The 14,279-nt window shown below is 41.7% G+C and carries 11 protein-coding genes and 1 pseudogene; 3 read left to right on the forward strand and 9 right to left on the reverse strand.

Translation table 11 applies throughout. The features are described from left to right. Nucleotides 1-6: 6 nt before the first annotated feature. The 4 genes from sufC to BMW43_RS11305 form a co-directional block, all read right to left on the reverse strand. On the reverse strand, nt 7-786 hold the full coding sequence (gene sufC, locus BMW43_RS11290) for a Fe-S cluster assembly ATPase SufC (protein ID WP_091747233.1): 780 nt from the start codon (nt 784-786) through the stop codon (nt 7-9). A 291-nt stretch (nt 787-1,077) separates the two neighbouring features. Then, nucleotides 1,078-2,316, reverse strand: a complete 1,239-nt coding sequence (gene cydB / locus BMW43_RS11295) for a cytochrome d ubiquinol oxidase subunit II (RefSeq protein WP_091747236.1) — start codon at nt 2,314-2,316, stop codon at nt 1,078-1,080. 4 nt (nt 2,317-2,320) lie between these two features. Then, nucleotides 2,321-3,679, reverse strand: a complete 1,359-nt coding sequence (locus BMW43_RS11300) for a cytochrome ubiquinol oxidase subunit I (protein WP_091747239.1) — start codon at nt 3,677-3,679, stop codon at nt 2,321-2,323. Nucleotides 3,680-3,994: 315 nt separating this feature from the next. Next, entirely contained in the window at nt 3,995-4,657 is a 663-nt protein-coding gene (locus BMW43_RS11305) for a class I SAM-dependent methyltransferase (protein ID WP_091747242.1), read from the reverse strand. A 309-nt stretch (nt 4,658-4,966) separates the two neighbouring features. Between BMW43_RS11305 and BMW43_RS11310 the strand changes: the two genes are divergently transcribed. Beyond that, a complete protein-coding gene (locus BMW43_RS11310; protein ID WP_091747245.1) occupies nt 4,967-5,236 on the forward strand; it encodes a hypothetical protein in 270 nt (89 codons plus the stop codon). A gap of 270 nt (nt 5,237-5,506) precedes the next feature. Here the strand turns inward: BMW43_RS11310 and ytaF are convergent, their stop codons facing one another. From ytaF to BMW43_RS11325, 3 genes are all read right to left on the reverse strand, one after another. Further along, nucleotides 5,507-6,151: a sporulation membrane protein YtaF gene (gene ytaF / locus BMW43_RS11315; protein WP_218140658.1), complete on the reverse strand. Its 645-nt coding sequence runs from the start codon at nt 6,149-6,151 to the stop codon at nt 5,507-5,509. A 396-nt stretch (nt 6,152-6,547) separates the two neighbouring features. Further along, entirely contained in the window at nt 6,548-8,107 is a 1,560-nt protein-coding gene (locus tag BMW43_RS11320) for a DUF4127 family protein (protein WP_245732376.1), read from the reverse strand. Between the two features lie 492 nt (nt 8,108-8,599). After that, nucleotides 8,600-9,568: an ROK family protein gene (locus tag BMW43_RS11325; RefSeq protein WP_177173562.1), complete on the reverse strand. Its 969-nt coding sequence runs from the start codon at nt 9,566-9,568 to the stop codon at nt 8,600-8,602. 120 nt (nt 9,569-9,688) lie between these two features. Here BMW43_RS11325 and BMW43_RS11330 point away from each other — a divergent pair, with 120 nt between their 5' ends. After that, a complete protein-coding gene (locus BMW43_RS11330) occupies nt 9,689-10,585 on the forward strand; it encodes an AraC family transcriptional regulator (protein WP_177173563.1) in 897 nt (298 codons plus the stop codon). A gap of 434 nt (nt 10,586-11,019) precedes the next feature. Here the strand turns inward: BMW43_RS11330 and BMW43_RS11335 are convergent, their stop codons facing one another. Both BMW43_RS11335 and BMW43_RS11340 read right to left on the reverse strand, forming a co-directional pair. Beyond that, the gene (locus tag BMW43_RS11335; RefSeq protein WP_091747257.1) at nt 11,020-11,562 is read right to left on the reverse strand and encodes a PsbP-related protein; all 543 of its coding nucleotides are present in this window, start codon (nt 11,560-11,562) and stop codon (nt 11,020-11,022) included. A 168-nt stretch (nt 11,563-11,730) separates the two neighbouring features. Continuing rightward, nucleotides 11,731-13,191, reverse strand: coding sequence for a M48 family metallopeptidase (locus BMW43_RS11340; protein WP_091747260.1), 1,461 nt, complete (start codon nt 13,189-13,191; stop codon nt 11,731-11,733). Between the two features lie 886 nt (nt 13,192-14,077). Here BMW43_RS11340 and BMW43_RS21355 point away from each other — a divergent pair. Continuing rightward, nucleotides 14,078-14,279 (forward strand): annotated as a pseudogene (locus tag BMW43_RS21355) (IS5/IS1182 family transposase); the annotation flags it as partial.

The raw sequence follows: 14,279 nt of genomic DNA on the forward strand, positions 1-14,279 counted from the left end.
TCCACATTACGCGTAGTCCTTTTCCGTTTCCTCGTTCCTACATCGCGCTTCAACCAACGGCGCATAGCCCTGTTCATTGATCTGTTCCACCAAACTGGCATCGCCGGTCCGGATAATCTGACCGTTTAAGAGTACATGCACCCGGTCAACCTGCAATTGTTCCAAAATTTTGGTGTTATGGGTAATAATCAGAACGGCATTCTGCTCATTTTTAAACTGACGCACACCGGCAGAAACAATACGTACGGCATCGACATCCAGACCGGAATCGGTTTCATCCAGCAAGGCCAGTTTGGGATTGAGCATCATCATTTGCAAAATCTCATTGCGCTTCTTTTCCCCGCCGGAAAATCCCACATTCACATGGCGCGACGCATAGCTGGCATCCATCTGCAGGGCTTCCATCGTCTTATGTAGTTTTTTCTTAAACGCCATGACTCGGACCGTTTCCCCGGTTACAGCGCTCTGAGCGGTCCGGATCAGGTTTTCCACGGTAATGCCGGGAATCTCCTCCGGGTTTTGAAAAGAAAGAAAAATCCCCTTGCGAGCCCGTTCATGGATTTTCAGTTCGCCAATATCTTCGCCTTCAAATAAAATGGAGCCGGCCGTCTTTTCATAGCGCGGCTGCCCCATAATCAGGTTAACCAGCGTAGTCTTACCGGAGCCGTTAGGCCCCATAATCACATGGACCTCACCCTTGTTAATCTCCAGGTCCAAACCCTTTAAAATTTCCTTACCGTCAACAGTCGCTCGCAGACCATGAATAGACAAAAGTTTTTCCGCCATTTTTTCACCTCATAATCATGATTATCAGGAACAATGAGTTAATCAGCAGTTCCTTACTATAATTTGTAACACAATTCACAATAATCCACACTATTCATACCGAATTACTCGGATTTAACTTTATTTTATTGCCTTTTCTATGTCCTGTCAAGCTGAACCGGCGGTCTCGGTTTAACCTTGTGATACATTCCGTATTTATTGTTCCCGGACCTAATCAACCGGTAGGAGAGCAAAGAATTAACGTTCAGAAACGGCTATTATGAGAACAAAAAGCAACAGAGAAAAGAAATATTACTTTCTCAACATACTTATTATTCTGGCGATTAGGTTTGCCATTTGATGGCCGTATCGTATTAACCCGCGAAATTCCTGTAGCTCCTTTGCCATCGCTGTTGCCGGAGCTTTATCGAGCCTTAACACATTGCTGTCTAACACTTTCTTTCCTTTACTGATAACAGTAAGGAGATTGCCTAAATGAGTTCTTATTTTCTGCAATTGACAATGCAATTGTTCCCATAATAGCGACTCAATATCAGAAGTGTTGACAGCTACCCTTTCCCGGAAGATGTGATATTTCCAAACCTCGAGTGTCAGCACAGCAGGTAACGTGATTGCCATTGTGACAGCCATAAGCTTTAAGGTTAAAGGGTTAGAAGCCGAGTTATAAACCGTGAGACTCCAATCAGGGTCCAAACTGGACACAATCAACCTGGGAAACAGCCCGGTAAAAATGGCAGAAACAGCAGAAATAATCGCAGCGGCACTAAACATAAAACTAAGTGCATATTGCTGCTCCTGCAAACGCCGGTAGCAAAAAAGCAACGCTAGAAATAGTACAGCCAGGGCCAAGGCAGGCACAAGCCTTGCTGCCAGGTCGGTATACAGGAATGATAGGAGGATAAATCCTACAGACAAAAGCAATGCGTACTTGCTGGTAGCGAGTCCGAGCTTTCCGATCTGCAGCATAAAACGGCAATCCAACCGCAATGTGAGAAAAACGGTTCCATGAAGTAAGAACAGGAGAGCAAAAAACAGGCCGCCGGTCAGTGAATATACACTTAGCAAATCGCCCAAAGTACCTGCATACTGCTTTTCACCGTCTATGGGTAATCCGGCAAGAAGGTTGGCGAATACGATTCCCCAGAGCAAAGAAGGTATTATACTGCCGGAAAATATGGCCCAATCCCAAAACCTCCGCCACTTTGGATTGTTGTTTTGATCACGAAATTCAAATGCTACACCACGCAGAATCAACGTCACGAGCATAAGAACCAGCGCCAGATATATCCCGGAGAATAAAGTGGCATAGACGTGAGGAAAGCCGGCAAACAGAACTGCTCCGGCGGCAATGAGCCAGACTTCGTTTCCTTCCCAAACCGGAGCTATGGTTTGGATTATGGCTTGCTTTTCTCTATCTGATTCGCCAAGAAAAGGAAGCAGCATGCCGACACCGTAATCAAAACCCTCCAATAAAAGATAACCGAGAAGCAGAAAACTGAACATGATAAAACATACCGTGTTTAAATCCATCGGGTTATCTGCCCCCCTCCTGTGTATTGGCAGGGCCTTTACGGATAATGGTACAGGCAATATAAAGGACTGACAAAATGATGACGGCGTATACCGCCGCGTATACCATTAAAGAGATCCCTACATTTGCCCAAGACACAACTGGGGAGACACCCTTCTTCGTCAACTGCAAACCGTAGACAAGCCACGGCTGCCTGCCCATCTCGGTCATCGTCCACCCCATGGTGATAGCCAGGTACGGCAAAGGCAGGCTCCACATGGTAGCTTTCAACAAAGCCGGACTGCCGGCAAGCTGCCTCTTCCACCAATACCATAAATTGAGAACGGCAAGGAAAACCAGCCAGAAGCCGATCCCAACCATGCCCCGGAAACTCCAGAACAAAATCGTCACCGCCGGGATATAGTCCTCTGAACCATACCTTTCTACGAACTCGGCTTGCAGGTCATTCATCCCGGTCACGGGAGTGTTCAAACTATTGTAAGCCAGGACGGAGAGTCCCGCCGGCAGCGCTAATTGATAAGTATTCCGCCTGTTCTCTTCATCAATCCTGGCGAAGAAAACGAACGGCGCCGGTTCAGCCGTTTCCCACAACGCCTCAGAAGCCGCCATTTTCATGGGCTGGGTATCCGCAAGATACTGATTGTAAAAATGGCCGGTACCAATCACCGAAACGGTAGCTATCATGGCGCATACCAGACCTATCTTGTAAGACCGCATGAATAAATTCACCTGCTCCTTGCGGAGCAGGTAGTATGCGCTCACAGCCATAACAAAATATCCGGATAACACCAGCCCGGATAGAACGGTGTGGGAATACTGATAGAAAAGATACGAATTGGTTATAAACGATGCGAGATCGTTTAGCTCCAGGCGTCCGTTGTTCAATGCATAGCCCACAGGATGCTGCATGAAGGAATTGGCCGATAAGATCCAGAACGCCGAATAGTTGGCAGCTAACGCCACAAGCCAGATAAAGCTAAGGTGGACACGCCGGGAAACCTTGTCCCAGCCGTACGCCCATACTCCAATCGAAATTGATTCCACGAAGAACGCAGTTAAGGCTTCAAATGCCAAAGGCGGCCCAAATGCACTGCCGGCAAACCTGGAGTATTCTGACCAGTTCATGCCGAACTGAAACTCGTTGACAAGACCGGTTACGATACCGCCAGCATAGCTGACCAAAAACAACTTGCCCCAAAATTTTGCCATCCACTTGTAAATTTGGTCTCCCACGCGCACATAACAGCTTTCCATTAAGGCTATTAAGATGGATAACCCAAGGGTAAGTCCCACAAACCAGAAATGGCATGTCAGCGTAAGGCCAAACTGTATTCTTGCTAATATCAATGCGGTATTGTCCATTTTGTCCTCTTACAATAAGACGTCTCTTTCAAGTATTTACTCCCTTGGCATTTTTTATCAGGCATGGCCTCTCCGCTAGGCCTCTACAGGGAACGTCTGAAACTGTCAAATGCCTGCCAGGCATAAAGCCGGCAGGCATTTGGATTAATGACCATCATCATTTTAACTTCCCGGAACGGTTGCTTCGATTCTCCTGTGATTTGTTGTTTTAATACACCATCAAATCAAATTAAAGTACCGTCCCTCAGATTTTGTTGAAAGAATGTTAATCTGGTCAGACTATATCCAGCTGATAACGGACTACAATGTTTATGACTATTTGACACACTTAAAATAAACCATTGATTTTTCATTGTCTATTTCTACTTGCGAGTACATGGTCAATAACTTTATCCTTAATTCCTCAAGCGACTGAAACGGTGGCGTAAACCAGCCTTTTTTTGCTAACAGAAAATTGACGATAAAATCTGTGCGTTTACATTGTCCTTTAATATAAAAACACCCGCAAAAGATACCGTCTTTCTTTAGAACGCGCGCAGTTTCAAAAAATGCTTTCTCTTTATCAGGGAAAGCATGGAATCCGTTCATGGAAAGGACAATATCAAAGGTTTCATCGCCGAAATTCAGATCACCAACATCTCCCTGAATACAAGTAACATTGCTAAGTTTACTAGCAGAGAATCTTTCCCGGGCTTGCAGCAGCATATCCTCGGAATAATCTACACACGTGATTTCAGCATTGGGCAGCACTCTATATTTATCCAATGTAAATACGCCCGTACCAACTGGTACATCTAGCATCTTTCCTGAAAAATCACTTGGTATCATAGTTAAAACCCTGTTAGCCATTTCTATATCATTTACATTGCTCCAAAAAAACCATATATACAATTTAGACCACCATTTTTTTCTGGTCAGCATATCATCATAAATATTTTTCGAACACGCATATGCCTTTTTAATATTGTTGTTATCCATATTTTCACAACCTTACAATGAAGCTTATTGAAGCTTTATTCAAGCTCTTTGAACCTATCAGGGATGGTTTATTTGATACTCCTGCGATTTATTTTTAATACACCGTTAAATCTAGATTCAAAAATATCGTCGCTCAGATTTTCTGCAATGTCAAGATTATATTGAATTTATAACAATACATGCCGATTCTATAATTAAATTTTAATAAAAATTAGGTATTATCCAATTATAAAAAAGAATAAATAAAATTCAAAGAATAGTAACCAATATAATCTTAAAAATAACAAATTCTATTGTAAAGGTGATCTTGTGCTGACAATTGAGGAATATATTGCCCAACGAAAGAAAGAAGACAGACTAAATGAACTTAATATGGATGAAAGAAATGAGAATACAAAAATATGCGTAAATTATGTATTTGATTATTTTCATACCTATCTGACTGTTGGTGAGTTAGATGAGCCGAAACTTGAACTGCAGAACTTAGACGCAGAAAAACTAAAAAAATATCGCAGCCAACTGCCGGAGTATGACAGCAGTATCGTCGAGTGGCTAGTTCGAAAAATCAAACACAAATGATTTTTAATTTTATGTTCGCTTTTGTCATTAATAGCTTGAAGTAATTCCAGGGGAACCCATTGATTTAATGAACCTATCGCTCTGACGAGATTTTTTCGCTGGATAAGAAAGTAAGATCTCAGGAATAGTCAGGCTATTTCAAGCTTCTGCCGGCGCAACCCCGCAAAAAAGCTCCGTCAGGCTGCACAGTGTGAATAAATCAGTAGTTCCCCAGCAAACTATGACACAGTTGGCGGACAAATGGACTCTAAAACTCAAACCGTTCAACTCCTACCACAGCGCATGCGCCGCGATAAGCAGCAAGATGATTCCACTTAGAATAGTTCCAAACTGCCCCAAAGTGAATGAACCGATTCGAAAATCCACGACTTTGTGCCCCAAATAAACACCGGCCCAAACCGCGATAAAACTGCCGACGGCAGATACCAGTGAAATGGCTAAGGGCGATAGACCGATAAGCCCGGCACTCAGGCCGTTGGTAAGTGCATTAGCGGATAATACTATTCCTAACAGAATAGCTTCACCGAAGCCGATTTCCTGCGAATGATCCATATCTGCCATTTCCGGATTTTCTAATATGGCCGCAAACTTACCCTGCTGTGGTTTCATAAGCTTTGCGTTTGCAGACAATTCTTTACTATGTTTTGTGCGAGGCAGGGCTAATAAAATGATCCGAACCCCCACAGCAAACAAAATGAAGGCAGCAATCAAATCCGGGAGAACACCAGGGATCACAGCAGATAACCAATTTCCAAATAGGATCCCCCCTTCACTAAAGAGGAAGCAGATCGTAGCAATCACCAGGTTAGAAAGCCAGTTAATGCGGATATCGCGAATTCCATAAGACATTCCCACCCCTAAATTGTCTATACTGGAAGAGATCGCAAAGCCTACTATCAGGAACCACTCCATCATAGTTACGCGCCCTTTCTGAATTGAAAGTATGTACCAATATGAGAAGTCATAGAGATTTTTCTCATTCTTATTGGCCCAACTCATAATATTCTACAGGGACGTTCCGGGTGCATCATCCATTTATCGGCGGGGCCACTGAGTGGCCTTCTCCTTTGCCTTGATTTCAAATTGATTCGACGGGTTCGATTCTTTGACACTATTCATTTGTTCAAAAAAGAGGCTGAGTCAGTTTTCTGACTCAGCCTCTTTTTTGAATGAGGACTATCTGAGGTTTCGGACTTGTGCGGCAAGTTTTAGTGTGTTTTTGAAGCACAACCTGTTCTCTTGTCCCCATAACTAGTTCAAACGCCTGCCGGTCATGAGGCCGTCAGGCGTTTGAACTAATGGAAATCGTTTTTATTCGGGAGCAATCATCACGTTCAGCTCAAACATCCGGTTCCAGGGAAACTCTACAGTAACCCGTTCTGGCGACAGCCATAAGTGCTGCCGGGCAAATTGCCGCTCCTGTTCCAGTGCTTGTTCCGTCAGCAGCGGTTTTAATTCATTAAGATAGACCAGGCTGCCTTTATTGGGATATACGATCTTTTCCTGCAATTCCTGCCGGATATTGGCCTGGTAAGCCCAGTCATCCAGATAACGGATAGCCAGCAGCCGCTTCCGGTCTTTATCGTCAGCCGCACCGGCCAACATTCCCTGTCCAATGGTATAGCCCATCGTATTGCCTGCCGTGTTCCAGCCGGAATAGGAATTTAGCTTGTCCAGCAGGTTGCGGCGGGACAATTCGGTCATAAAGGCATTATCGGAGCCGTTGGCAAAAGAAATATCGGCGACAGAAACCTTTTGGCCCGCTTCAACCTGAGCCTGAATACCATCGACAAAACGCCGTAATTCCGGGGTCAGTTTGGTTGTGTTTTTAGCTGACCCGGCCTCAGGTGTTTTGCCTGTAGGCGGCGTATTTACATTGACGACAAAATCCGGTTTTAACGGATTATTCAGCACAATACCGCCGGCGGCCACGATATGGGCGGTAAGCGATTGACCTACCTTTTGATCTTCATAGCTCGGCACACTGTCTTTGCCCGCGCCGGGAGCATACTGCACTTTTACGATAGGAATGCGAGACATCATATCATTGTAGGCTCTGGCCAGCATCACCATCCCCAGTTGGTCGGCGCCCGGAAAGGACTGAAACTTCGATTGCGGTATATCAGCCGCCAGAGCGCTAAGTTCCCGTCCTTCCTTATGGCTTTGGGAATAAGGAGCGGTATCGTCCCGTCCTAATAAAAAGTAATCCAGCGCGCCCTGCCGGTCCAGTTCGATCAAGCCGGAGTTGATGGCAAAATTTTTCTGCCGGCGCTGCATCCAGTCGCTTAGTGCTTCCGGCGGGATAATAGCCAGATTATTTTTAAGCAGTTCCTGTTCTTTTTTGTTCAGGCCTTCCAGTTCCTCTTTATCGCGCAGCGCGGTAAGCTGGAAGATATTCCAGCCATACTGCTCATAATAGGCCGGTTCTACGCCGCCGGCCGTCCCCTGCGGAGTACGGAGAACCGTCGAATATACGTATACCTTAACGAAAGGATGTGCTTTACGCAGTTCATTAAACCGGGCCAAACGCTCCGTGAGCACAGTTTCACTAAAATCATGGGTGCGCGAATCGACCAGACCGCCGTAAATTAACGAATCGCCTGATAATACCAGAGCATTCGCCTGGCCGGCATGCTCGTCGACCCATTCCCACAGCTTATCGGGATCTCCCTTCTTATCCCGGCTGGCAATCAATTCAGCCGGTGGTGTCAAAACTGTTAACTTGGCTGCTTCCGCCGTATCCACCACATTATCTAGACTTACCGGACGATCATCCTGAGGGACATATAAAATAGTAGCAGCCTGAGCTACAGACAACTGCAGCACCAAAACAATCAGAAACAAAAAGGTTGTAAAATTTCTCGTTCTCATTAATTCCTCCATTTAGTAATGCAATATAAGGATTGATTCTATAGCGAAACAATGCTTTATGTATTTCGCCAACTCCGGACATATGTCCTGCCCGTTGACAGGTATTACACATATTACCAAGCAAAAGCTTGTCCCGATATTTAATCACCTTAACACTGGACTAGTATGTCATCTAAAACTCCCAGGACGGTTTTCCTGATTTAAATATCGTCATTTTACGCATCTTTAGAACTTCAAACTTCTTTAACATATCACATTTTTAGATTCAAAAGTACCGTCCCCAGAGATTCCCCAAACTTCTTTTAACATATCATATTTTCAGATTCAGAAGTACCGTCCCTAGAGATTCCTCGTTTGCGAAGCATTCCCTGAGGTCAGCGGATTTTTAGGTCCGTTGACCTCGTCGTTTTAATTTCATAATTGTGACAGCGAACCTGCCCCTTGTCCCCGCGGTAAGTCGCTTCTGTTATGATTTTACTATATAAAAACTATCTACCAATTTAATAAAAATCGATTGGGAAATAGATTGGCAATAGCCAACGCAGCCAATCCATCTGTTAGGTTTATCTCAGTTTCGGAAGAAAAGCGTAGTTCCGGTATGCTATGCTCGGGAAAATTCGCACAGACAAATTCTTTTATGGCATCTTCATCTATTTTTTTATTTGTCTGAGGACTTAAAACAAGATATCGAGGATTAATAACTGAAATAATCGCTGAAATATAATTTTGTATTTGTAAGGTTTCATTTTCCTGCCTGGGCCAAATTGCATATACCTCACCTGCAAACCCGGAGAATCCGTTTACAATTTTCGAATCAACAATGACTCCTGCGCCAGGGCCGGTTTCAGTACAGCAAAGATAGACCATACTATTGTTTTTTAAAGAAATTTCGATGTGTTTTGTATAGTATCCTAATGCCATAACATTAGCATCATTAAAAGTAAAAACCGGTAACTCACATTTTTGAGACAGGATCTGAGCTATATCTGTCCCTACAAGATAATTAGGCTGGGAAACATACATGATTTTCCCCTCCTGTACATTTCCCGGCACACTCATGGCAATGCTCCGCAGAGCCGGATATCTCGACTTTACATCAAGGATGGCTTTATTTAGACAATCAATATGCTTCTCTCCTGCCACCTCAAATGTTTGTTCTTCTTTTACTTTCTTAAAGAGGTTGATAACCTGAATTTTTATAGTTTTCATTGTCAGGCAAATAATCATTGCATAGGAAGAATCTTCATTTAGACGATATCGATTTATTAACCAGCCTCCACGAGATATGTCTTGTCCGGCCTGAACCACTTCACCGTTCTTCTGCATTTCGTCGATAATCTTACCAACCAGGGAAAGATTCATCTCCAATCCGTCGGCAACGTCTTTTTGGGTACAAGACAGAAAATTAAGTAAGAACTTTTTAATCCGGTTTTTATTACGTTCGTGCAAGTCTTCGCTCATAACAATCCCCTTCAGAAAAATGTTTTCAATTTGTATTAGCATAAGTATAATAGCATTAAAGCCTGCTATCCATAAGAATATTCTCTATAGTAATAACAATATTGCCAAATGGAGGTTTTTATGAAAAAGAAGCTAAAAATAGGAGAGAATCTTTTCGAGGAAACACCCCATGGCAATTACGGTTTTCCCTTAGAAACAAGCTACGATTCCCTGTCCATGTTTGAGCATGGTTTTTTGGACTGTCACTGGCATCCGGAATTTGAGTTCTCTGTCATCTTGGACGGGATGATGGAATACCAAGTAAACGATACCGTATATACCGCAAAAAAGGGTTGCGGTATATTTGCCAACTCCAACAGCCTTCATACGGCAAGAGCCTATAAAGGACAGGACTGTTCTTATTTCGCAGTGATATTTCATCCGGTCCTGATTTTTGGTCATGAAACTAGTGCCATCAAAAATATATATGTGGATCCAATAGCCCAATCACCACAGTTTTCTTCTCTGTATTTAAATCCGGAAAACGACAGACAAAAACAGATTATCAACTTTTTGTGGGATATTAGCAACCTTCATCAGGAACGACCCACTTGCTATGAACTACAAATCAAGAGCAAATTGTGTGAGCTTTGGGCTGCTTTGTATCAAGAAATTCAATTAATGCAGGGAAAAAGCCCGTCCAGCTCCAAGGGCGTTCCCCGTTTGAAAGAAGCACTAAACTATATTCACAGCAATTACCGAGAAAATCTTACACTAGAGGATATTGCTGCAGCATGTAATATCAGTAAAAGTGAAGTTTGCCGCTTCTTCAAAAGGATGATGCGGCAGACTTGTTTTGAATATCTTCTCCGCTATCGCATTCAGAAAAGTATTCCGTTATTATTGGGTAATGTACAAAATATCACGGAAATTTCCGAAGCGGTTGGTTTCTCCAACTCCAGTTACTACGCAGAAATCTTCCGGCGCTATATGCTGTGTTCACCAACGGAGTATAGGAAAAAGTCGATGTATCAGTAGCATTGGAGACTATTTCAAATAAAACAATGTTCCGGGAACAAAAGAACCGCTCTAATGGGTTCCGTGAATTAGCTCCCCAAAATGCAAGAAAAAGGGAATGGAAAAATATCCAGCGGAATTGAAAGAGCAAGCCGTACTAATGCGGCTAAAGGATGGATTAACAATCAGAAAGATAAATAAGCAACTTGGAACTACGGATGAGCAACGCTTAAAAAAATCCTGCCGGTTTATCCCCCGCATCATAACATAATATATTCCACTAGCACTCTTTTCTCTCACGCATCTTACCATATTCTTCTCTTTGTTTTTTACTTTACTCTATTTTATCATTTCTTCCCATTAGGAAACAAAAAGTACGTTCCTTTTCTTTTGATCGTGCACAAAGCGATTACGATAACAACTAGCCTTCATCAGTCCACTAATAGTAAGTAGTTTCAATCCATGTACTCAAACGAATTGATGCTTTCGTTAATCAATCTTTGGTATTGTTTCATTTCTGGAAGAAAACCTCCATAACAAATCTCATATCTGAAGGAATTATTAAAAACAACAAAAACAATGTCTACAGATTCGTGTAAGTGCAAAGAAGGTGGATTGATTGTGGTGATCTTGATTGCTTTTTGGTTTTTGAAATTTTCAATAGAATAACATTTTAACTTGATATTAGGCGATGAACTGCGAGCATCATTGAACGTTTCTTCTACAACCTCTTTAACTTCTTCTTTAGAAAGCTCTTCCACCCTTTTCCTGTTAGATTTGCTTGATTGAATACTTACTGAGGCATTTGAATCCGGGGAAATAAACGCGACTACTATAGCATCCATTCTCGATTTATAATAACCTAACGGACTCCAGTCTTCAGGATATGTAATTTGGTATTTATCGTCTTTATTCTCAAAAAGTTTGCCTTCAATGGCAAAGGCTGTAGAAGTGGCAAATAAAAGCAATATTAACAAAAATAAAATCCTTTTCCGCATATTGCCTCCTTTGGTGAGATTATTGCACATCTTCAAAATAGGATCTCAAAGGATTTGATTATATCATCATATAATTGGCGATTTTTAGCCTGCTTGTTATAATAATGGTAGTTTTTACTCTAACTTAACCAAAATTACAATCTTAAATTATCTTTTACAAACATTAACTCACTGATTCCCCAGTACCATTTCATATATCCCTGCTTGCTGGCACATTTCCCGCCAAGCTACAATTGTTATCTTCTTTTCAAATAAATCATTTATCGCTTTAAATGGTTCAAATTCATTATCTTGATTGGTTAGTTTAACTGCTTCCCCTGGCATTGCGCTAATGCACCACCCCTTATGAACCAATTTTACGCTAATTGCTGCTGCTATTATTTGTTTTGCATATAAATAACCGCTATTAACAGACAATTGCCGATTTTCCACCAACTCAATCTTCCTTATAAACTCTCTTGGTGCTCCAGCAATATCGGGAATATCCGCTAAAGCAATTCCCTCTAAAATTGATTTATATCTTTTTTCCATACCCTTCCACATTGGTAAATAGACTGATTCACCTATACTAGCCCAGTGAACTACTTGCAGATTCTTTCCGGCTTCTTCATTCAACGCCACAAAAAGCTCTTTTTCAACAAGAGGTATTTCATCCAACAGTGTGATTGCTGGAATTTCCTCTTCTAAAATCAGATTACTGCCCAGAGCTTGTAGTCGTTCCCGCAATGAAGGGTGAGTATCATAAGGTGAAGTTGAAGTTGCCGCCAACTCCTTTTCCACACTAGTCATCATGGCATTATGAATATTATCATTGCTCATAAAGCATTTAAATCCCTCAGCATAAGGTGGAAGGTATCCTGCGTTTAAAGCTGGAAGAAATTCATTCTGCCAAAAAGGATTATAAGCTAAACTTGCCGCATGGATTTTTTGCAGTCCAGATGCTAATGCTTGGGCGCTCTCTACTCGAGCCGCCACCTCATCCGCTACGTATTCCTGATAACGAGATATTGCATGAGTAATACGAAGAAACAATTTTCCATATACTTGGAAAACAATGTGAAGAATCCCTTCCTCCAAGGATTGAATAGTTCTAGCAATGGAGGTCCTTGTTTTGTATATCCACGGAGTAAGCTTAGTATCGCCGCCATAGTAATGACCAAATTCATGAGCCAAAACAGCCCTGAACTCAGAAACCGAAAGTGTTTGAAGTAACGGCATGCCGATTCCCATGATACGGCGACTCCCAATTCCCATAATCCCGCCTCTCTCTCCTACCCAAGCATTCACATTAGGGATAAGATACACTTCTTTAGGAGGTCGTTGGTTAACTGCTTGCGCGACCGATGCAATTTGTTCAAACAACTTAGGATGCTTCTCCTGAGTTAAACGCAACCCTGGTGGTAAAAAACGACCAAAGCGTGGAATGGCACTCCACAATATAGTTCCACCTATCGCGATACATGGCAAACCAACCTTAGCTAGTAATAAACCATTGTGCGCCCATGAAAAAATTAAATAGGAAATATAAAATAATCCACCTGAAACGATTAATACAAAGGCATAAAAACTAACAATTAAGGCAATTGCCAGAATTGTTCTTTCAAAAAGCCTTGGTGGTCTTAAAACCACTCAAATCACCTCTCTATTTAACTCCCTTATTTTGTTTTGATTTACATCAATGCATAAGCTCGTTCGCCTCCAAACCAATTTTTACATTTTTTCAAATAAAATTCCAAGAATCATATATTTTACACTTACTTCCTTTTTCCTCTTATCCAAATCAACTATTCGTTCGATATAATATTTTATATTTTTACAAAATATCTCATTATCCCTCAATATTTATCTTTAACTTACAAAATCATTTACTAATTTGATCAAAAGACGATATGGTTTCCAAAGATTCTCGGAAACCATATCGCTTCTTTAAGGATTTTTAGAAACACTTTTATCTGAACTGAAGAGTAGCCGGATTTGTGGATCTATGTGCAATTGACGTCCGAACTGACAAAAAACAGGTCAGCCTATAAACAGCTGACCTAGAAAGTACGTAAACGACGACTATGGATATTCATTAACACGTTTTAGCTCTTCAATCCTTTTTTGAGCTTCTATTTGAAATCGTTCATAGCCTTCTTTTTTTCCCTCGGTATACTAAGATCTTTACCAAAGATGTACTTTATACCATCCAACCAAAAAACACCTTTTAGAACCCCACGATAAAAAAACACAATAGGATACTAGTAGTACTAGAGGACGTTCCTTATTTGACAACTTTTTTGTTATTGCACCATGTAATATGCTTATTATTCTACATTAACTTTCTTCTGCAGTTTAATTTATCCTACCTGTTACATTAAAATCATATTTAGTAATAATATATTACCAAAAAGGAACGTCAGACTGTGCGAAAACAATTAAAGATTAACCTCATAAAACTAGCCCTAAACCATGAGCATCAAGGCTACTATGATATAATAAAAATCATAGAAACATTCGGCTTTGAGGTGAATATATGTCGCGCTTTATAAGCAATAACATGGATAGAAACCAAATCAGTCTGATTCCATCTTCGCTTGAAGAAATGATAAGCCAAGATAACCCAGTCCGTGTGATTGACCTTTTTGCCGATAGCTTGGACTTAAATCAAATGGGTTTTCGCTACGCTACGCCCAAAGCAGTCGGACGTAAACCATACAATCCAGCTGACTTGCTCA

Origin of the sequence: Propionispora vibrioides (genome assembly GCF_900110485.1) — a bacterium.
Lineage (GTDB): Bacteria > Bacillota > Negativicutes > Propionisporales > Propionisporaceae > Propionispora > Propionispora vibrioides.